Source organism: Burkholderia ambifaria AMMD (assembly GCF_000203915.1).
GTDB classification, from domain to species: Bacteria; Pseudomonadota; Gammaproteobacteria; order Burkholderiales; family Burkholderiaceae; genus Burkholderia; species Burkholderia ambifaria.
Genome location: NC_008391.1, coordinates 1,614,164 through 1,632,352, shown reverse-complemented (window position 1 = coordinate 1,632,352; position 18,189 = coordinate 1,614,164). Strand labels below are relative to the sequence as shown.

Genomic DNA, 18,189 nt, shown 5'->3' with positions numbered 1-18,189 from the left:
CAAGTCTGCCTTGTGTCGATGATCGTTAGTGCTTCAGCACTTACGAGCATCCCACGCAGAGCATCGAGCAGCAAAGCTGATCGATGCGGCGCGCCGGTTGAAGTACCGGCGACCTGCGTAGCAAGACGAGACAAGTTGGATTCTCGTGTGTGATACACACAACCTAAATTACTGCTTCTTCCCAGATTGGTCGCGTTGCGAAGCAACGTGACAACCCTCTTTGCCTGATGACCATAGCGAGTCGGTCCCACCCCTTCCCATCCCGAACAGGACCGTGAAACGACTCTACGCCGATGATAGTGCGGATTCCCGTGTGAAAGTAGGTAATCGTCAGGCTCCCTAAGCCAAGAACCCCCGCCCGAAAGGCGGGGGTTTTTGCATTGGCGCGGCGGAAAGTGATGACAGCGAGGTGGGGCCCTTGGCGCCGGCGGGCAGGTGAGCTGGCCGGGCAGGATCCTCACACAGGCCGCATCCGTAGAGCCGGTGGGGCAGCTAGATCGGCCACATCACACTTCCTTGCTTCACCGTCACTGACGAACATCCCCAGGCCATCCAAATGAAAAAGCTGTCCCGCTTTTTGTATTGCTTCCGCCCTGCTGGGATGGGCTGCGCAGTCTCACGCTGACTGCATCCATGCACCGTTTCACGCAAAATTCCAGGATGCAGACGGCGATGTAGGCCCGTTCGCCAATATGAAGTTTTCCCTGATCCGGGTGTCGGATGGCGCCGTGGTCCATCAAGGAACAACCGACGACCAAGGGCGAGCTGACTGGAGCGATGCGTGTCGAGGTGAGCACTACAGGATGGCCTGTTGGGCGAGTAACATCGCCGATCTTCTCCGATATCGGCTCAAATACGTGCTTACTGACGTCAGTGGCATGTATGGCTCGGCTGCCGAGCCACGTCGAATCTATGCGCATAAAGTGGTTTCAGCGCCAAGTGTCCGCAGCGCGGCTTGCGGACACTTCAGGGTAATATCGCCACTCGTCCGGCTTCCGCGCGTGGTTGCCGGTGTGTTCCGCCTTCCGCAACTGCATCGTTCATGACTTCCAGCTCTGCTCAGAGTGGTCGGACGACCGACTTCTTGCCGTATCTCGTCGCCGCGACCTTCTTCATGGAGTATCTCGATACGACCGTGATCGCGACCGCGCTGCCGCAGATGGCGCATTCCTTCGGCGTCGGGCCGAATGCGCTGAGTCTCGGGATGACGGCCTACATGCTCGCGCTTGCGGTGTTCATCCCGATCAGCGGGTGGATCGCGGACCGATACGGTTCCCGCACGGTGTTCGGCAGCGCGATTGTGATTTTTACCGGCGCATCGATTCTGTGTGGGCTGTCCAACGGCGTTGTGACGTTTACGGCCGCACGGGTGCTGCAGGGCGTCGGCGGGGCGATGATGGTGCCGGTCGGGCGGATGATCGTCGTGCGCAGCACCGAGAAAGCACGGCTGATGCGCGCGATCGCGACGATCACGTGGCCGGGTATCGTTGCGCCGGTCGTTGGGCCGCCGATCGGCGGCTTCATCACGACCTATGCGTCATGGCGATGGATCTTCCTGTTGAACGTGCCGCTTGGCCTCGCCGCGCTGGTCTGTACGTGCTTGATCGTCCGGAACACGCGCGCGGACGAACAGCGGCCGCTCGATTGGGTCGGGTTCGTGCTGGCGGGCGGTGCGCTGACCTGTCTGCTGCTGGGTACCGAAACGGCCGGTCAGCAGGATGCGCAGTTCATGCGCGCGGCCGTGCTGGTCGGGGCCAGCGTGTTGTTCGGCGTCGCCGCGTGGCTGCACGCGCGGCGTTGCGCGCACCCGCTGCTCGACTTCACGACGCTGAAGGTGCCGACCTTTTCGGTCACGGTGCTCACCGGATCGGTCACGCGGATTGCGATCAATGCGGTGCCTTATCTGCTACCACTGCTGTTTCAGATTGGTTTCGGGCTGTCGCCGTTCCAGTCCGGCTTGCTGTTGCTCGCGAGCGCGCTCGGCAATCTGGGCATGAAGGCGGGCACGTCGTGGATCCTCGATCGTTTCGGGTTTCGCCGCGTCGCGCTCGTCGACGTGACGATCGTCGGCTTCTTCACGATCGCATGCGGCTGGCTGACCGCGTCGACGCCGCTCGCGATCACGCTGCTGGTCGTATTCGTCTACGGGCTGACGCGCTCGATGCAGTTCACGACGTTGGCGACCCTCGCCTATGCCGATGTTCCGTCGCACCAGACGAGCGCTGCGAGCACGCTATGGAGCGCGGCGCAGCAGATGACGATCGGGATGGGGATCGCATTCGGCGCGCTGGCATTGCGGCTCGCCGCGCTGATGCGCGGCGATGCGGCCGGGATTCACTACGTGCTCGACGATTTTCGCTGGGCGTTCGTTGCCGCGGGCGTGCTCGCGCTGCTGACGTTGCCGGGCTATGCGCGGCTCGCGTCCGACGCGGGCGACCGACTTCGGGCGAGTGCCGCTCGAGGATAGGTTGAACGGCCGGTCGGGCTTGAATCGCGACGGTGCATATGGTCGCGCTCGGTTGCTCAGCTCGCCTGACGGTTCGGTGCGTCACGGGCGCGACGAATCTTCGCGCATGCCTTTCATGAACACACTGCCGTGTTGCCGGCGATGCTCAGCCGCCATGCCGCGCACGCACGACCTCGGGCCTGATGCGCCACCCGCCACCCGCCACCCGCCACCCGCCACCCGCCACCCGCCACCCGCCACCCGCCACCCGCCACCCTCCCTCCCTCCCGCCCTCCCGCCCTCCCGCCCTCCCGCCCTCCCGCCCTCCCGCCCTCCCGCCGCCACCCGGCACCCGGCACCCGGCACCCGGCACCCGGCACCCGGCACCTGACACCGCGCACCCCGCACCCCGCACCCCGCACCCCGCACCCCGCACCCCGCACCCCGCACCCCGCACCCCGCACCCCGCACCCCGCACCCCGCACGCGCACCCGCACCCGCACCCGCACCACCGCCGTCGCCGCCGTCCGCCGCCACCCGACGCCACCCGACGCCACCCGACGCCACCGTTCTCACGTCCGCGTGCCGCTACTGAGCATCATGAAAGATGATGCCGACCGTATGGCGGTGCCCGGTCCGGATACGGCTCACGCCGTGACGCAGGTTGACGCGATAGACGCCGCGCGTTCCCTGTACGGGCCTGCCGTGCACGGCAAAGATCACAGCGTCGCCTTGTGTCAGCGGCACCACTTCCGCACGCGACTGCATCCGCGGCCGCTGTTCCGTCAGCACGAACTCCCCACCCGTGAAATCGCGGCCCGGCGCCGACAGCAGGATCGCGACCTGCAGCGGAAAGACGTGCTCGCCATACAGGTCCTGATGGAGGCAGTTGTAGTCGTCCGGACCGTACTGCAGGATCAGCGGCGTCGGTCGCGTCTGTCCCGCCGCGTGGCAGCGCTCGAGGAATGCCGCGTGGTCGGCCGGGTAGCGGACGTCGATCCCGAGCGCCTGGTTCCAGCGATTCGCGATCGGCGCGAGATGCGGGTAGATCGCGGTTCGCAACGTGTCGACGACCGCCGGCAGCGGATAAGCGAAATACCGATATTCGCCGCGGCCGAAGCCATGCCGCGCCATGACGACGCGCGAACGGTAAAGCGCATCGCGCGAATAGAGCGACGCCAGCGCCGTGCATTCGTCGGTGCAGAGAAGGCCCGGTACGCGAGCGCACCCATAGCGATCGAGTTCGGTACCGACGGCGGTCCAGTCGACTGCGCTCACGCGTTGTACGAGGTCGACAGATGCGAGGGCGGGTTGCAGATCGGCAATGTTCACGGGTGTACCTCGTTCGTCAGCGATGGGGATACGGAGTCGTGCTGGCATGTCGCGCGCGCCGGAATATGCGCGGGCGGTCGCAGCGGGATGGTCGGCGACGCGATGTGGGGCAGCGTTGCGAGCGCGACCGTGACCCCGATGAAAGTCGATGAACCCAGTCTAATGTCGCCGATGCGACGGCGCGCTCCAGATCTTGCGCTTCAATTCGGGAGAGAGGGGACAGTTCGCGGGGCGAGCAGTCGGGCGCAACGGCGATTCAGTGCGACGTCGTTGCGCGACTGACCGGGATAAGTTCAGCGTAGTGTGCGCGACACGAACGGCGAGAGGGTCTGCGAGACGAAGAGGCGAAGCGCGCAGAAGCGAGGAAGCGAGGAAGCGAGGAAGCGAGGAAGCGAGGAAGCGAGGAAGCGAGGCGGCGAGGAAGCGAAGAAGTGAGGAGGCGACGAGGAGAGGGTGAGGCGAACAGACGTAGCAACCGAGCCCAATCCTCCAGGGCGACGAGCCTGGGATCAGGTGATTCCGTTCTATGCCTTCGCGCCCGATATCCGGAAAATTGTATATACGACCAACGCCATCGAGTCGCTGCACATGCAGCTTCGAAAGATCATCAAGGCGCGCGGCCACTTCCCGTCGGACGAGGCCGCGCTCAAACTGATCTGGCTAGCGCTGCGCAACGTCGTAGCCAAGTGGACCGGTTCCCGGCACGATTGGAAGAGCGCGATGACCCAGTTCGCACTGCTTTACCCGGAACGATTCAACATTGGAGTCTGAAACTCAATCCGCCTCACACACGAAATTCCGGATACCTCCCCGGCGAGCGACCAATTCCTCAGCCGCTCGCCGCCCGTCCCGCTCAGGCGATCGACCGGAACAGCCAGTAAAGCCCGGCCGCGAGTGCGATCGACGCCGGGAGCGTCAGCACCCACGCGAGCACGAGGCTGCGCACCGTGCTCCACTGCAACCCGGACCCGTTCGCCGCCATCGTGCCCGCGACGCCCGACGACAGCACGTGCGTCGTCGACACGGGCAGCCCGTACACATCGGCCGCGCCGATCGTCAGCATCGCGACGAGTTCGGCCGACGCACCCTGTCCGTACGTCAGATGCTGCTTGCCGATTTTCTCGCCGACGGTCACGACGATCCGCTTCCAGCCGACCATCGTGCCGAGACCCAGCGCGATCGCAACGGCCACTTTCACCCAGGTCGGAATGAACTTGGTCGCGTGATCGAGCTGCTTGCGGTAGTTGTCGATCGCGAGCTTGTCATCGGCGGCGAACGCGGGCTGACCCGCCTTCTCGATCAGGCGAATCGCTTCGGATACCAGATACATCGTGTTGCGCACGTTGTCGACGTCACCCTGCGGCACGGCCGCCATCGAGCCCGACGAGCCGACCGCGGTCGCGAGCGACGTGGACAGTTGCTGCACGGCCGGCAGTACGGCAGGCGTCATCTCGCGGCGCTGCACGAAGTGCTCGACGTCGGCGCGCGGATTCGCGGACGGCGCGGCGCCGTTCGAGTATTTCGCGAAGGTCGCGGCCGCCTGGTTCGCGACGGCGACGAAGGTCTGCGATTCGGCCGTCGTGACCGCCTTGTTCAGCGCATACGCGGTCGGCATCGTGCCGATCAGGATCAGCATGATGAGGCCCATCCCCTTCTGCCCGTCGTTCGAGCCGTGCGCGAACGACACGCCGGTACACGTGAGGATCAGCAGGCAGCGGATCCAGAACGGCGGCGGCTGATCCTTCGGCGGCTCCTTGTACAGCTCCGGAATCCGCACGACGGCCTTCAGCACGAGCAGCAGCAGCGACGCGCACAGGAACCCGACGATCGGCGACAACAGCAGCGACTTGCCGACGCCGAGCGCCTGGCCCCAGTCGACGCCGCTCGTGCCCGACGGCCCGTGCATCAACTGGTTCATCAGCCCGACGCCGATGATCGATCCGATCAGCGTATGCGAGCTCGACGACGGCAACCCGAAATACCAGGTCGCCAGGTTCCAGACGATCGCGGCGATCAGCAGCGCGAACACCATCGCGAAACCCGACCCGCTGCCGACCTGCAGGATCAGCTCGACCGGCAGCAACTGCAGGATGCCGAAGGCGACGGCCCCGCTGGAAACCATCACGCCGAGGAAGTTCCACATGCCGGACCAGATCACCGCGACGTTCGGCGTCAGCGAGTGGGTGTAGATCACAGTCGCGACCGCATTCGCGGTGTCGTGGAAACCGTTGACGAATTCGAAGCCGAGCGCGATCACCAGCGCGGCGCCGAGCATCAGGTACGGGAACAGCGACCCTTCGCGCACGGGCGACAGATCGGCGATCAGGTGGGTGGCGATATAGACGGCGCCGGCCGCGAGTACCAGCAGAAAGACGGCATAGCCGACCTGTCGGGTACGTTCGGTGGAGCCGGCGTTATTCGCGGCGGACGAAGCAGGCTGATTCATGGCGGCATCTCGTAGGTAACCGCAGCCGATGCTAGCTTTCGCTACCAGTCAGTTTGATGACAGTCGGGAGGACGAACCATTTTCTTACAGGGGTGTAAGGAAATGGCGTCGTCATTCTCCATATAGTGAGCAGGCGGGCTTACGCATCGGCATCGCGTCGAACGTCGTCCGTGATCGACGTCCAGCCATCGCCCGACGCGGCGAATATCGTGCACGACAGCGGCGCGACGTCGATGCGGGTCGCCGCCTTCGCGTCCATCCGGCGCACGTGCGCGATGGCCGCACGCACGATCGCCGCATGCGTGATCGCGACGATGTCGCGGTTACATGGCAGCGCGCTCAACCATGCGCCGACGCGGCGCGCGACGTCTTCGAACGATTCACCGCCGTGCGGCGACGCGGACGGATCGTCGAGCCACGCGCCGAGTTCGTCCGGCAGGTCGCGCGCGAGGTCATGCAGCCGCTTGCCGTGCCAGTGGCCGTAGTCGACATCGCGTAGCGCATCGTCGATGGCCGCGTGCAGCCCGAGCGCGTCGGCGGTCTGCCGCGCGCACGGTGCGGGGCTGCACAGCACGATCGCGCCGGGTGCGCCTGCGAACCGCTCGCGCAGCGCGGCAGCCGCGGCGAGCCCGCGTGCATCGAGCGGATCGTCGGCGGGAAACGCGCCGATGCGCATCGCGCGGGTCGGCGCATGCGCGATCAGGCGCAGCGAGGCAGGTTGGGTCATGTCGATGGCCGGAAAGTTCGGAACGGCCGCGCCCGTGATGCGCGGGCCTTCAACACGCGAACGTTCGCGCGTACAATTCGCCCGATACGAGGTGCGGAAGCCGGTGCAAGCCCGGCGCGGTCGCGCCACTGTAACCGCGGATCTTCAATCCCGGAAGCCAGACCTGCCTTCGTATTCCATCCAACATTTGTCGGGGCGCGATTCCCCTGAGGTGCATCCATGAGCGAAGCAGTGCTGAAGCCGGTCGTCGTGCCGGCGCCCATTCCCGTCCGCGAGCTGTTGCCGTGGGCCATCTTCGTCGGCCTGATCCTGTTGCTCGCGCTCTATTTCGTCGGTGCGGAACAGGGAGCGACGTCGCTCGTGCCGGGCATGTACGTGCACGAGTTCGTCCACGACGGCCGCCATCTGCTCGGCTTTCCCTGCCACTGACGCGGAGCACACGATGATCGGAAAGCTGCTCATGCGTGGGATGCTCGCAGGCATCGTCGCGGGCCTCCTCACGTTCGGTTTCGCCAGAATCGTCGGCGAACCGCAAGTCGATCAGGCAATCTCCTTCGGAGAAAAAGTCGACGCCGCCAACGGCGAAGCCCCGGAGCCCGAACTCGTCAGCCGCCGCACGCAGGCCGGCGTCGGCCTGCTGACGGGTGTCGTGACCTACGGCGCGGCATTCGGCGGGCTGTTCTCGCTGGTCTTCGCGTTTGCATACGGGCGAGGCAGCCGCCTCCCGGCACGGCCGCTCGCCGCATGGCTCGCGGCGGCGACGTTCGTCGCGCTCGTGATCGTGCCGAGCATCAAATACCCGGCCAATCCGCCGGCAGTGGGTGACCACGACACGATCGGCTATCGCACGGGCCTGTTCTTCCTGATGATCGCGATCTCGGTCGCGACGATGGCGTTCTCGGTCAGCGTGCGTCGTCATCTGCTGGCGAAGCTCGGCCCGTGGAACGCATCGATCGTCGCGGGCCTCGCGTTCGTCGCGATCATCGCGGCCGTGCAGATCGGGCTGCCGTCGATCGATGAAGTGCCGGCCGAATTCCCGGCCGCGGTGCTGTGGAAGTTCCGCGTCGCCGCGATCGGCATGCAGGCGATCATGTGGACGACGATCGGCCTGCTGTTCGGCGCATGGGTCGAACGCGGCGAACGCACCATGCGCGCCGCCTGACGCGCATCGCATCGGGGCGCGCCTAGCGCAGCATGCGCGGCGCGCTCCACGTCGATTCGCGCGCGAGCGCGACGAATGCGGCGAGATAGTCGATCGATGCGTCCGCGTCGCGGATGCCGAGGAAGATCTGTTTCGCGATGCCCTTCTTGCCGAGTTTGACCGGCACGACCGGCATCCGGTCCGCGTATTCATCGGCAAGCCATCTCGGCAGCGCGGCCACGCCGCGCCCGCTCGCCACCATCTGCAGCATGATGTCGGTCGTCTCGATCGACTTGTGGCGCCGCGGCACGATGCCGGCCGGCGTCAGGAACTGGTTGTAGATGTCGAGCCGGTCGGTCTCGACCGGGTAGGTGATCAGGACCTCGTCGGTCAGCTGCTCGGGCGTCACGTAGTCGGCGTTCGCGAACCGGTGCGCATCCGCGACCACCAGCACCTGCTCGTAATCGAACACGGGATCGAAGCGCAGCCCCGGCTTGTTCAGCGGGTCGGGCGTCACGAGCACATCGATGTCGTGGCCGAACAGCGCGCCGATGCCGCCGAACTGGAAGCGCTGCTTCACGTCCACGTCGACGTCCGGCCAGCGCGACAGGTACGGCGACACGACCTTCAGCAGCCACTGGTAGCACGGATGGCATTCCATCCCGATGCGCAGCGTGCCGCGCTCGCCCTTTGCATACTGCTTCATCCGCTCCTCGGCGAGCTCGAACTGCGGCAGCAGGCGGTTCGCCAGCTTCAGCAGATATTGCCCGCCCTGCGTCAGCCGCAGGCCGCGGCCCTCCCGATCCCAGATCGGCGTGCCGAGCTGCTGCTCGATTTTCCGGACGGTATGGCTGAGCGCCGATTGCGTGAGGTGCAGCGCATTGGCGGCCGCGGTCAACGAGCCCTGGCGCTCGACTTCACGGATCACGACGAGATGGAATCGTTCCAGCATGGATATCGCTCACTCCGCAAACACATGAACAAATTTAATGGATGAATGAAATAATGCCATTTTATTTCATGGGATGAAATCCCTATGATGGCTGCCGGATCTTCAATTTCTCTCTGGACGGCAGCTTCATGGTTACGACACACAACCTCGGTTTTCCGCGCATCGGCGCGCAGCGCGAACTCAAGTTCGGCCTCGAACGCTACTGGAAGGGCGAATCGTCGCGCGACGCGCTGAAGGCACTCGGCGCCGAGCTGCGCGCGCGTCACTGGAACGCCCAGCGCGACCTCGATCTCGCGCCGATCGGCGATTTCTCGTTCTACGACCAGGTGCTCGACATGAGCTTTACGCTCGGCAACCTGCCGAAGCGCGTGCAGGGCTTCCACGGCGACGTGCTCGACAACTATTTCCGCGTCGCGCGCGGCCGTTCGGCGCAAGTGGTGGACGAGCATGGAGCGTGCTGCGGCGGCGTTTCCGCCGGCGAAATGACGAAGTGGTTCGACACGAACTATCACTACATCGTCCCCGAATTTCACGCGGACACGAACTTCTCGCTCGATCCGTCGTGCCTGCTCCAGCAACTGGCCGAAGCTCGGGCACTGGGCGTCGCCGGGAAGCCGGTGATCCTCGGCCCCGTCACGTACCTGTGGCTCGGCAAGGAGAAGGACGATTCGGATCGCCTCGCGTTGCTGCCAAAGCTGCTGCCGGTGTACGGCGCGCTGCTCGACACGCTGACCGCGCAGGGCGTCGAATGGGTGCAGATCGACGAGCCGATCCTCGTCACCGAGCTCGACGCCGAATGGCGTCAGGCATTGCGCACCGCGTATGCGGCGCTGGAAACGCGCCGTATCAAGCTGCTGCTCGCCACGTACTTCGGCACGCTTGGGGACAACCTGACGCTCGCGGCGTCGCTGCCGGTCGACGGCCTGCATGTCGACGCGATCAACGCCCGCGACGAAGTCGACGCACTCGTGCGCGAACTGCCGGCCGACCGCGTGCTGTCGGTGGGCGCGATCAACGGCCGCAACATCTGGAAGACGGACCTGAACGCGACGCTCGACTGGCTCGAGCCGCTCGCGAAGCAACTGGGCGATCGCCTGTGGATCGCGCCCTCGTGCTCGCTGCTGCACGTGCCGGTCGATCTCGCGAGCGAAGAGAAGCTCGACGCGGAGATCCGTTCGTGGCTCGCGTTCGCGCTGCAGAAGCTCGACGAACTAAAGGTGCTCGCGACGGCGTTGAATCAAGGCCGCGACAAGGTGGCCGACGCGCTTGCCGCCAACGCCGCCGCGATCGACTCGCGCCGCCGTTCGCCGCGCGTGAACAACCCGGCGGTGAAGGCCGCGCTCGCGCGCATCGACGCGCAGCTCGGCAACCGCGCGAGCCCCTATACGCAGCGCGCGCCGAAGCAGTCGGCACGCCTGAACCTGCCGGCCTTCCCGACGACGACGATCGGCTCGTTCCCGCAGACCGCCGACATCCGCCACGCGCGCAGCCAGTTCAAGGCCGGCGCGCTGGATGAAGCCGGCTACCGCGCGGCGATGCAGGCCGAGATCGAGCGCAGCGTGCGCGAACAGGAATCGCTCGGACTCGACGTGCTCGTGCATGGCGAAGCCGAGCGCAACGACATGGTCGAATACTTCGGCGAGCAGCTCGACGGCTATGCATTCAGCCAGTTCGGCTGGGTGCAGTCGTACGGTTCGCGCTGCGTGAAGCCGCCGATCCTGTTCGGCGACATCAGCCGCCCGAAGGCGATGACGGTCGAATGGATCACGTACGCGCAGTCGCTGACGAACAAGCCGATGAAGGGCATGCTGACCGGCCCGGTGACGATCCTGAACTGGTCGTTCGTGCGCGACGACCAGCCGCGCTCGGTGTCGTGCTACCAGCTCGCGCTCGCGATTCGCGACGAAGTGCTCGATCTCGAGAAGGCCGGCGTGCGCGTGATCCAGATCGACGAGGCCGCGCTGCGTGAAGGCCTGCCGCTGCGCCGCGCGCAATGGGGCGAGTACCTGAAGTGGGCGGTCGAGGCGTTCCGCATCACCGCGAACGGCGTGCAGGACGACACGCAGATCCACACGCACATGTGCTATTCGGAGTTCAACGACATCATCGCGTCGATCGCCGACATGGACGCGGACGTGATCACGATCGAGACGTCGCGCTCGGACATGGAACTGCTCGACGCATTCGACAGCTTCAGGTATCCGAACGAGATCGGCCCGGGCGTGTACGACATCCATTCGCCGAACATCCCGACGCAGGATCACATCGTCGGCCTGATGAAGAAGGCGGCCGAGCGGATTCCGGCGGAACGCCTGTGGGTGAACCCGGACTGTGGGCTGAAGACGCGTCAGTGGGCGGAAGTGATTCCGGCGCTGACGAACATGGTCGCCGCCGCGAAGACGCTACGCAATCAGGTGCAGTGACGCGCAGGGCGCTGCGCGCGCGCCGTCACGATCGATGATCGGGCAGCAGGCGAAAAAAAGGCGGCCCGCAAGAGCGGGCCGCCGTTCGTCACGCCTGCTTGCCAGTGTGCGTTACACGGCGCGTGCGCCGCGCGGCAGCGCCTGGCCTTGCTTTCCGGGCGCGCCCGCATCGTCGATGCTGACACGGCGCGAGATCAGCCACACGCACAGCGACGACAGCACGGCGGCACTCGTGTACTGGATCGCGAGCGGCCACCATTGCGGCGCGACGTTCTGCGCGATCAGCGTGGCGACGAGCGGCGTCAGGCCGCCGGCGAGCGCGCCGCACACCTGGTACGCGATCGAGATCGCCGTGTAGCGGATGCGCGCGATGAAGATGCCGCTGACGAAACCGGCGACCACCGAGTAGTAGCCCGATTCCGCGAGCGTCGCGAGGCCGACGCCGACCGTGATCGACAGCGGCGTGCCCATGTGCACGAGCGGCAGCATCACGAACGGCACGATCGCGGCCCAGGCGCCGGTGATCAGCAGCACACGCGTCGTGCCGAAGCGCTGCGCGAGGAACGCGGCGGCGAGTTGCACGACGAACTGCAGCACGGCGACGATGGTCATGCAATGCAGCACCATCGACCGGTCGAGCGCCAGGAACTGCGTCGCATAGCTGATCATGAAGATGTTGCTGAAATACACGCCGGCGATCCCGTACACGTTCGCGCCGATCGCGAGCAGCAGCAGCGGCCAGTACGTGAGCGCTTCGCGCACCGGGTTCTGCGCGGTGTTGCCGCTCTTCCTGACTTCCTCGAACTCGGGCGATTCCGACACGCTCGCGCGGATCACGAAGCCGACCACCAGCAGCACGGAACTCGCGAGGAACGGCACGCGCCAGCCCCAGCTCATCATGTCTTCTTTGGACAGCGTGCTGATCGCGCCGAACGCGAGCATCGACAGGATCAGCCCGCTCGCGCTGCCGAGCTGCGCGAACGACGCGAAGAACGTGCGCTTGCCTTCGGGCGCATGCTCGCCGGCGAGCAGCACCGCGCCGCCCCATTCGCCGCCGACCGCGATGCCTTGCAGCACGCGCATCAGCACGAGCAGGATCGGTGCGATCACGCCGGCCTGCGCGTGGGTCGGCAGCAGGCCGATCGCGACCGTCGACACGGCCATCAGCATCAACGTCGCGAGCAGCGAACGCTTGCGGCCGAAGCGGTCGCCGAGATAGCCGAACATCACGCCGCCGAGCGGCCGCGCGAAGAAGCCGACCGCGAACGAGCCGAATGACGCGAGCAGGCTGACGAAGCGGTTTTCACCGGGAAAGAACAGCGGCCCGAACACGATGGCGGCGGCGGTCGCGTAGCTGTAGAAGTCGTACCACTCGATCGTGGTGCCGACGAACGACGCGAGCGCCGCCCGCTTCGGTTGTTTGACGGAAGTCCCCATCTGTTGTGTGCTCCTCTGGAATCTTCTGATTTGGAATAGGTCGTGCGGCCGGATCAGTCGCGGTATGCGACGCCGGGCAGCACGCACAGCAGCTCGTAGGCGAGGTTCGCGCCGAGCAGCGCCGTGGTGCCGAACGGGTCGTACGGCGGCGCGACTTCGACGAGATCGCAGCCGACGATGTTCAGCCCCTTCGCGCCGCGGATGATCTCGAGCGCCTGCGGCACCGTGAGGCCGGCGATTTCCGGCGTGCCGGTGCCGGGCGCGTAGGCCGGATCGATGCCGTCGATGTCGAAGCTGATGTAGACGGGCGTGTCGCCGACGCGCGCGCGCACTTCTCCCATCAGCTGCGCGAGCGACTTGTTCCAGCATTCCTCGGCCTGGACCACGCGGAAGCCCTGCTCGCGGCACCAGTCGAAATCCTCCGCCGCGTAGCCGGTGCCGCGCAGGCCGATCTGCGTGACCTTGTCGCCGTGCAGCAGGCCTTCCTCGACCGCGCGGCGGAACGGCGTGCCGTGCGCGATCTTTTCGCCCATCATCGTATCGTTCACGTCGGCGTGCGCATCGACGTGGATCAATGCAACCTTGCCATGCTTGCGGTGGATCGCGCGCAGGATCGGCAGCGCGATCGTATGGTCGCCGCCGAGCGTGATCGGCTTGCAGTCGTGCTCGAGGATCGCGTCGTATGCAGCCTCGATGCGCGCGATGGAATCGTGCAGGTTGTACGGGTTGATCGCGACGTCGCCGATATCGGCGATCTGCAGCGAATCGAACGGCGCGGCGCGCGTGGCCATGTTGTACGGGCGCAGCAGCACGGATTCGGTGCGGATCTGGCGCGGGCCGAAGCGTGCGCCGGTGCGGTTGGAGGTGCCGAGATCGAACGGCACGCCGACGAAGCAGGCGTCGAGGCCCGCGGCGCTCGCCACGTGCGGCAGGCGCATCATCGTCGCGATGCCGCCGCAGCGCGGCATTTCATTGCCGCCGAGCGGCTGGAAATGGGTGTGGTCGTTCATGGTGTCTCTTCCGATGTGGGGTTGCCGTATCATGCGACGCGGTCTGGCGCATAGTCTTACGCGTCCGACCGCAAAGAAGAATGCGAAGATATCGACGTAAACATCGATCTTCATCGATGTATGGAAGGGGAATAGCGTGCTGGGGAATCTGTCGACCCTCGATCTGCGGTTGATCCGCGTGTTTCTCGCGGTCACGGACGCGGGCGGCGTGTCGGCCGCGCAGGCGATGCTGAACGTCGGCCAGTCGACGATCAGTGCGCAGCTGTCGTCGCTCGAGACGCGGCTCGGCTACCGGCTCTGCGAGCGCGGCCGCAGCGGCTTCCGGCTCACGCCGAAGGGCGAGCGGTTCCATGCGATGAGCCGCAAGCTGCTCGCGGCGCTCGACGAATTCGGGATGGCGGCGCGGCACATGGACCGCCAGCTGGTCGGCACGCTGAACATCGGCCTGATCGGCCATACGCCGATCAGCCAGAACGCGCGGATCGCCGAGGCGATCGCCGCGTTCCGCACGCGCGACCAGGCCGTGCGCTTCTCGATCTCGGTGCGCGCGCCGGGCGATCTCGAGGAGAAGCTGCTGAGCGACGAGATCCAGATTGCCGTCGGCTATTTCTGGCATCGCGTGCCGTCGCTGCATTACACGCCGCTGTTCATCGAGCGGCAGATCGCGTATTGCGGGCGCGGCCATCCGCTGTTCGACGCGGCCGGCGCGCTGACGCCGGCCGATGTCGCGGAATTCGAGTGGGCGTGGCGCTCGTATCCGCTGCCGGAGGCGCAGATGTCGACGACGCCCGACCGCGTGACCGCGACCGCCGACAACATGGAGGCCGTCGCGCTGCTGATCCTGTCGGGCCATCACCTCGGTTACCTGCCGCAGCACTTCGCGGCGCCGTACGTCGCGCAGGGGCTGCTCGCGCCGCTCAATCCGGAACAACTGCGCTACGACGTCACGTTCCACATGGTCGTCGCACGCGACGGGCGCGGCAATCCGCTCGTGGAGGCGTTTCTCGAGGATCTCGAGCACGCGCACCAGGCGCCTGACGCCGTGTGAGGGCCGATGGCGTCAAACAGGTGAACAAGTGTTACGAAGCGGGCGGCCAACCGCCCACATCGATGGGCGTCGAAGTGACGGGGCGCGTGCGGTAACGTGCCGCTTTCCGCCGCTGGGCCGCCGCATCACGGCACCGGCAACCCCGCGTCGTGCTTCACCTCCCGCAGCGACAGCGCGGATTCGATCGACGTCACGCCGGGCAGCATCCGCAGCGAATCACGGATGAACGTGCCGTAGTCGTCGAGATCGCGCGCAACTACCTGCAGCAGGTAGTCGGCCGTGCCCGCGACGTTGTGGCACGCGAGGATCCGCTCGATGGCGAGCACTTCCCGTTCGAACCGGTCGGCGACCTTGCGGTCGTGCGTCGCGAACCGCACGAGCACGAACGCGACGACGCCGTAGCCGAGCGCCTGGCGCGACAGCTGCGCGCGGTAGCGCTCGATGTAGCCGTCGTTTTCGAGACGTTTGAGGCGCCGTGCGCACGGCGTCTCGGACAGGCCGACGGAATCGGCGAGGCGCGCGATCGGCAGGCGGCCGTCGCGCTGCACTGCGGCGAGAATCGCGCGATCGGTTTTGTCGAGTTCGGTCATGTTGGCGGAATCCGTGTTGTAGTTTCAGGATTGTGGCGGATTCCGCTATGGATCGCCAATTCTCGGACACAGAAGGCCAATAATCCCTCCACCTTCAGCGGCAACATATCGTCATTGAAGGACGGGGGCAGACCATGATTTCCACGCATTTGCTGTTGATTTATCTCGCCGCGCTGGCGGCCATCTACGCGGTGCCCGGCCCCGACATGGCGCTCGTGCTGCAGACCAGCATCGGTCGCGGCGTGCGGCCGGGCATGGCGGCGGCGGCCGGCCTGTCGCTGTCGCGCACCGTGCATGTAACGCTGTCCGCGTGCGGCGTCGCGGCGCTGATCCGCAGCGCGCCGTGGCTGTATGAAGCGATCCGCTACGGCGGCGCGCTGTATCTCGCGTACGTCGCGATCCAGGTGTTCCGCTCGCCGGTGTTTGCACTCGGCGACGGCGACGCCGCCGCCGCGGGCGAACTGCGTCAGTCGTTCTTCAAGGGGTTGCTGACAAACCTGCTGAACCCGAAGGCGCTGCTGTTCTGCTCGGTGCTGCTGCCACAATTCGTGCGGCCCGAGGCCGGGCCTGTCGTGTTGCAGATGTTCGAACTCGGCGCGATGCTCGTCGCGGCCGGCGTGTGTTTCGACCTCGCATGCGTGTTCGGCGCGTCGCGCATCGCGGCGTGGATGCGCGCGCATCCGCTCGCGCAGACGGTGCAGCGCTGGACCTTCTCGGCGGCGCTGATCGGCTTCGCGCTGCGCTTGTCGATGGACTGATCTGCAACATCGCACTGCACCGCGCGGGTCGACAGCCACGCGGTGCAGTGCAGCAACGAACGCCGCGCGCAATGCCGGCCTTCGCGCACGTGCCGACACGCCCAGGGGCGCGCGGAAATCATCTGACTGTTCTAAACTTCCTTTGACTTCGCGCTGCCGCGAACCGACGAGCGGACGGAACCGTCCGCCGCCGGCCCTGTCCGATTTCCTGGCTGTTCCGTGCAACGCGTGTGCAACGCGAGTGCAACGCCCATGCAACGCGGTACCAAGGAGGGTCTGAACATGGCAAGGCATCTTCAAGCCGACCGTGAACCCCGTATCGTCGCCGAGTCCAAGTGCCTCGGTCAGTGCGATCCGGCAGAACGCATCCACGTCACGATGATGTTGCGGCGGCAGGAAGAAGGGCAACTCGACGCATTGGTCAATCAGCTCGCCGCTGGCGATACCGACGCAAAACCGCTGTCGCGCGACGCCTTCGCGCAGCGTTTCTCCGCCAATCCCGACGACATTCGCAAGACCGAGGACTTCGCGCACCGTCACCAGCTGACGGTCGATCGCGTCGATCCGGTCGAAAGCGTCGTCGTGCTGTCCGGCACGATCCAGCAGTTCGAGGCGGCATTCAGTGTGAAGCTCGAGCGTTTCGAGCATCGCTCGATCGGCCAGTACCGCGGCCGCTCGGGCCCGATCGCGCTGCCGGACGAGCTCGGCGACGTCGTCACGGCCGTGCTCGGCCTCGACAGCCGGCCGCAGGCGCGGCCGCACTTCCGGCTGCGTCCGCCGTTCAAGCCCGCGCGCGGCGCCACCTCGGTCACGTTCACGCCGCCCCAGCTCGCGTCGCTGTACGGCTTTCCGGCCGGCGACGGCGCCGGGCAATGCATCGCGATCGTCGAACTCGGCGGCGGCTATCGCGCGACCGATATTCAGCAATATTTCCGCGGGCTCGGGATCGACAAGCCGCCGACGGTCGTCGACGTGAACGTCGGCACCGGCCGCAACACGCCCAACGGCGACGCGAACGGCCCGGACGGCGAAGTCGCGCTCGACATCGAGATCGCCGGTGCGATCGCGCCCGCCGCGAAGATCGCCGTCTACTTCGCGCCGAACAGCGACGCGGGCTTCATTCAGGCCGTCAACGCGGCGGTCACCGACAAGACCAACCGGCCGTCCGTGATCTCGATCAGCTGGGGCGGCCCGGAAGCGATCTGGCAGGCGCAGTCGGCCCATGCGTTCAACCGCGTGCTGCAGGCGGCGGCCGCGCAGGGGATCACGGTGTGCGCGGCGTCGGGCGACAGCGGCTCGGGCGACGGGCTGCAGGACGGCGCCGATCACGTCGACTTCCCGGCGTCGAGCCCGTACGTGCTCGGCTGCGGCGGCACGCAGCTCGATGCGCTGCCGGGGCAGGGCATTCGCAGCGAGATCACGTGGAACGACGACGCGGCCGGTGGCGGCGCGGGCGGCGGCGGCGTCAGCACGATGTTCGACGTGCCGGCCTGGCAGAAGGGGCTGACCGTCGCGCTCGCCGACGGCAGCAGCAGGCCGCTCGCGAAGCGCGGCGTGCCGGACGTCGCCGGCGATGCGTCGCCGCAAACGGGCTACGAAGTGTCGATCGCCGGAACGCCCGCGGTGATGGGCGGCACGAGCGCGGTCGCGCCGCTGTGGGCCGCGCTGATCGCCCGGATCAACGCGGCGGCCGGCGCATCGGCCGGTTGGATCAATCCCGTGCTGTACAAGCATCCGGGCGCGCTGCGCGACATCACGAAAGGCTCGAACGGCACGTATGCGGCCGCGTCCGGCTGGGACGCGTGCACGGGCCTCGGCAGCCCCGACGGCGCGAAACTCGCGGCGATCCTCGCGCGCAAGCCATCGCGCTGACGCGCCG

At 66.4% G+C, this 18,189-nt stretch carries 14 protein-coding genes, 1 rRNA gene, 1 pseudogene and 1 riboswitch; of the genes and pseudogenes, 9 read left to right on the top strand and 7 right to left on the bottom strand.

Features of this window, described 5'->3' with window-relative positions; all coding sequences use genetic code 11:
- The first annotated feature begins 223 nt into the window (after window positions 1–223).
- Together rrf and BAMB_RS23285 are read left to right on the top strand one after the other, a co-directional pair.
- Window positions 224–336, top strand: a 5S ribosomal RNA gene (gene rrf, locus BAMB_RS23290).
- A 706-nt stretch (window positions 337–1,042) separates the two neighbouring features.
- The gene (locus BAMB_RS23285) at window positions 1,043–2,467 is read left to right on the top strand and encodes a DHA2 family efflux MFS transporter permease subunit (protein WP_011659613.1); all 1,425 of its coding nucleotides are present in this window, start codon (window positions 1,043–1,045) and stop codon (window positions 2,465–2,467) included.
- 567 nt (window positions 2,468–3,034) lie between these two features.
- Here BAMB_RS23285 and BAMB_RS23280 read toward each other — a convergent pair.
- Window positions 3,035–3,778, bottom strand: coding sequence for a 2OG-Fe(II) oxygenase (locus tag BAMB_RS23280; RefSeq protein WP_041491535.1), 744 nt, complete (start codon window positions 3,776–3,778; stop codon window positions 3,035–3,037).
- A 495-nt stretch (window positions 3,779–4,273) separates the two neighbouring features.
- Here BAMB_RS23280 and BAMB_RS23275 point away from each other — a divergent pair.
- Window positions 4,274–4,549: pseudogene (locus tag BAMB_RS23275) on the top strand (transposase); the annotation flags it as partial.
- Between the two features lie 82 nt (window positions 4,550–4,631).
- Here the strand turns inward: BAMB_RS23275 and BAMB_RS23270 are convergent.
- Window positions 4,632–6,224, bottom strand: coding sequence for an inorganic phosphate transporter (locus BAMB_RS23270; protein ID WP_011659610.1), 1,593 nt, complete (start codon window positions 6,222–6,224; stop codon window positions 4,632–4,634).
- Window positions 6,225–6,363: 139 nt separating this feature from the next.
- Window positions 6,364–6,951 carry a histidine phosphatase family protein gene (locus tag BAMB_RS23265; protein WP_011659609.1) on the bottom strand — a complete coding sequence of 196 codons (588 nt, stop codon included), beginning with the start codon at window positions 6,949–6,951 and terminating at the stop codon, window positions 6,364–6,366.
- 43 nt (window positions 6,952–6,994) lie between these two features.
- Window positions 6,995–7,136, top strand: a riboswitch (cobalamin riboswitch).
- Window positions 7,137–7,170: 34 nt separating this feature from the next.
- Between BAMB_RS23265 and BAMB_RS23260 the strand changes: the two genes are divergently transcribed.
- Entirely contained in the window at window positions 7,171–7,380 is a 210-nt protein-coding gene (locus tag BAMB_RS23260; RefSeq protein WP_006752367.1) for a CbtB domain-containing protein, read from the top strand.
- Window positions 7,381–7,393: 13 nt separating this feature from the next.
- Window positions 7,394–8,113 (top strand): CbtA family protein, encoded by a 720-nt coding sequence (locus BAMB_RS23255; protein WP_011659608.1) that lies wholly within the window; start codon window positions 7,394–7,396, stop codon window positions 8,111–8,113.
- Window positions 8,114–8,135: 22 nt separating this feature from the next.
- On the opposite strand, the gene BAMB_RS23250 is transcribed toward BAMB_RS23255, so the two are convergent.
- Window positions 8,136–9,044, bottom strand: a complete 909-nt coding sequence (locus tag BAMB_RS23250; RefSeq protein WP_011659607.1) for a LysR family transcriptional regulator — start codon at window positions 9,042–9,044, stop codon at window positions 8,136–8,138.
- A gap of 128 nt (window positions 9,045–9,172) precedes the next feature.
- Here BAMB_RS23250 and metE point away from each other — a divergent pair, with 128 nt between their 5' ends.
- Window positions 9,173–11,467, top strand: a complete 2,295-nt coding sequence (metE, locus tag BAMB_RS23245; RefSeq protein ID WP_011659606.1) for a 5-methyltetrahydropteroyltriglutamate--homocysteine S-methyltransferase — start codon at window positions 9,173–9,175, stop codon at window positions 11,465–11,467.
- 111 nt (window positions 11,468–11,578) lie between these two features.
- Here metE and BAMB_RS23240 read toward each other — a convergent pair whose 3' ends face one another.
- Entirely contained in the window at window positions 11,579–12,904 is a 1,326-nt protein-coding gene (locus tag BAMB_RS23240; protein ID WP_011659605.1) for an MFS transporter, read from the bottom strand.
- A gap of 53 nt (window positions 12,905–12,957) precedes the next feature.
- On the bottom strand, window positions 12,958–13,914 hold the full coding sequence (gene speB / locus BAMB_RS23235; protein WP_041491534.1) for an agmatinase: 957 nt from the start codon (window positions 13,912–13,914) through the stop codon (window positions 12,958–12,960).
- A 136-nt stretch (window positions 13,915–14,050) separates the two neighbouring features.
- Here speB and BAMB_RS23230 point away from each other — a divergent pair, with 136 nt between their 5' ends.
- Window positions 14,051–14,962 (top strand): LysR family transcriptional regulator, encoded by a 912-nt coding sequence (locus BAMB_RS23230; RefSeq protein ID WP_011659603.1) that lies wholly within the window; start codon window positions 14,051–14,053, stop codon window positions 14,960–14,962.
- A gap of 125 nt (window positions 14,963–15,087) precedes the next feature.
- Here the strand turns inward: BAMB_RS23230 and BAMB_RS23225 are convergent, their stop codons facing one another.
- Window positions 15,088–15,552: an Lrp/AsnC family transcriptional regulator gene (locus BAMB_RS23225; RefSeq protein WP_006752374.1), complete on the bottom strand. Its 465-nt coding sequence runs from the start codon at window positions 15,550–15,552 to the stop codon at window positions 15,088–15,090.
- 134 nt (window positions 15,553–15,686) lie between these two features.
- Here BAMB_RS23225 and BAMB_RS23220 point away from each other — a divergent pair, with 134 nt between their 5' ends.
- Together BAMB_RS23220 and BAMB_RS23215 are read left to right on the top strand one after the other, a co-directional pair.
- Window positions 15,687–16,310 (top strand): LysE family translocator, encoded by a 624-nt coding sequence (locus BAMB_RS23220; RefSeq protein ID WP_011659602.1) that lies wholly within the window; start codon window positions 15,687–15,689, stop codon window positions 16,308–16,310.
- A gap of 282 nt (window positions 16,311–16,592) precedes the next feature.
- Window positions 16,593–18,182: a S53 family peptidase gene (locus BAMB_RS23215; protein ID WP_011659601.1), complete on the top strand. Its 1,590-nt coding sequence runs from the start codon at window positions 16,593–16,595 to the stop codon at window positions 18,180–18,182.
- The last annotated feature ends 7 nt before the right edge of the window (window positions 18,183–18,189 follow it).

Bases quoted from the DNA above. Each gene is read 5' to 3' on its own strand.
- BAMB_RS23285 (WP_011659613.1), top strand. From the start codon at position 1,043: ATGACTTCCAGCTCTGCTCAGAGTGGTCGGACGACCGACTTCTTGCCG.
- BAMB_RS23270 (WP_011659610.1), bottom strand. From the start codon at position 6,224: ATGAATCAGCCTGCTTCGTCCGCCGCGAATAACGCCGGCTCCACCGAA.
- BAMB_RS23265 (WP_011659609.1), bottom strand. From the start codon at position 6,951: ATGACCCAACCTGCCTCGCTGCGCCTGATCGCGCATGCGCCGACCCGC.
- BAMB_RS23260 (WP_006752367.1), top strand. From the start codon at position 7,171: ATGAGCGAAGCAGTGCTGAAGCCGGTCGTCGTGCCGGCGCCCATTCCC.
- BAMB_RS23255 (WP_011659608.1), top strand. From the start codon at position 7,394: ATGATCGGAAAGCTGCTCATGCGTGGGATGCTCGCAGGCATCGTCGCG.
- BAMB_RS23250 (WP_011659607.1), bottom strand. From the start codon at position 9,044: ATGCTGGAACGATTCCATCTCGTCGTGATCCGTGAAGTCGAGCGCCAG.
- metE (WP_011659606.1), top strand. From the start codon at position 9,173: ATGGTTACGACACACAACCTCGGTTTTCCGCGCATCGGCGCGCAGCGC.
- BAMB_RS23240 (WP_011659605.1), bottom strand. From the start codon at position 12,904: ATGGGGACTTCCGTCAAACAACCGAAGCGGGCGGCGCTCGCGTCGTTC.
- speB (WP_041491534.1), bottom strand. From the start codon at position 13,914: ATGAACGACCACACCCATTTCCAGCCGCTCGGCGGCAATGAAATGCCG.
- BAMB_RS23225 (WP_006752374.1), bottom strand. From the start codon at position 15,552: ATGACCGAACTCGACAAAACCGATCGCGCGATTCTCGCCGCAGTGCAG.
- BAMB_RS23220 (WP_011659602.1), top strand. From the start codon at position 15,687: ATGATTTCCACGCATTTGCTGTTGATTTATCTCGCCGCGCTGGCGGCC.
- BAMB_RS23215 (WP_011659601.1), top strand. From the start codon at position 16,593: ATGGCAAGGCATCTTCAAGCCGACCGTGAACCCCGTATCGTCGCCGAG.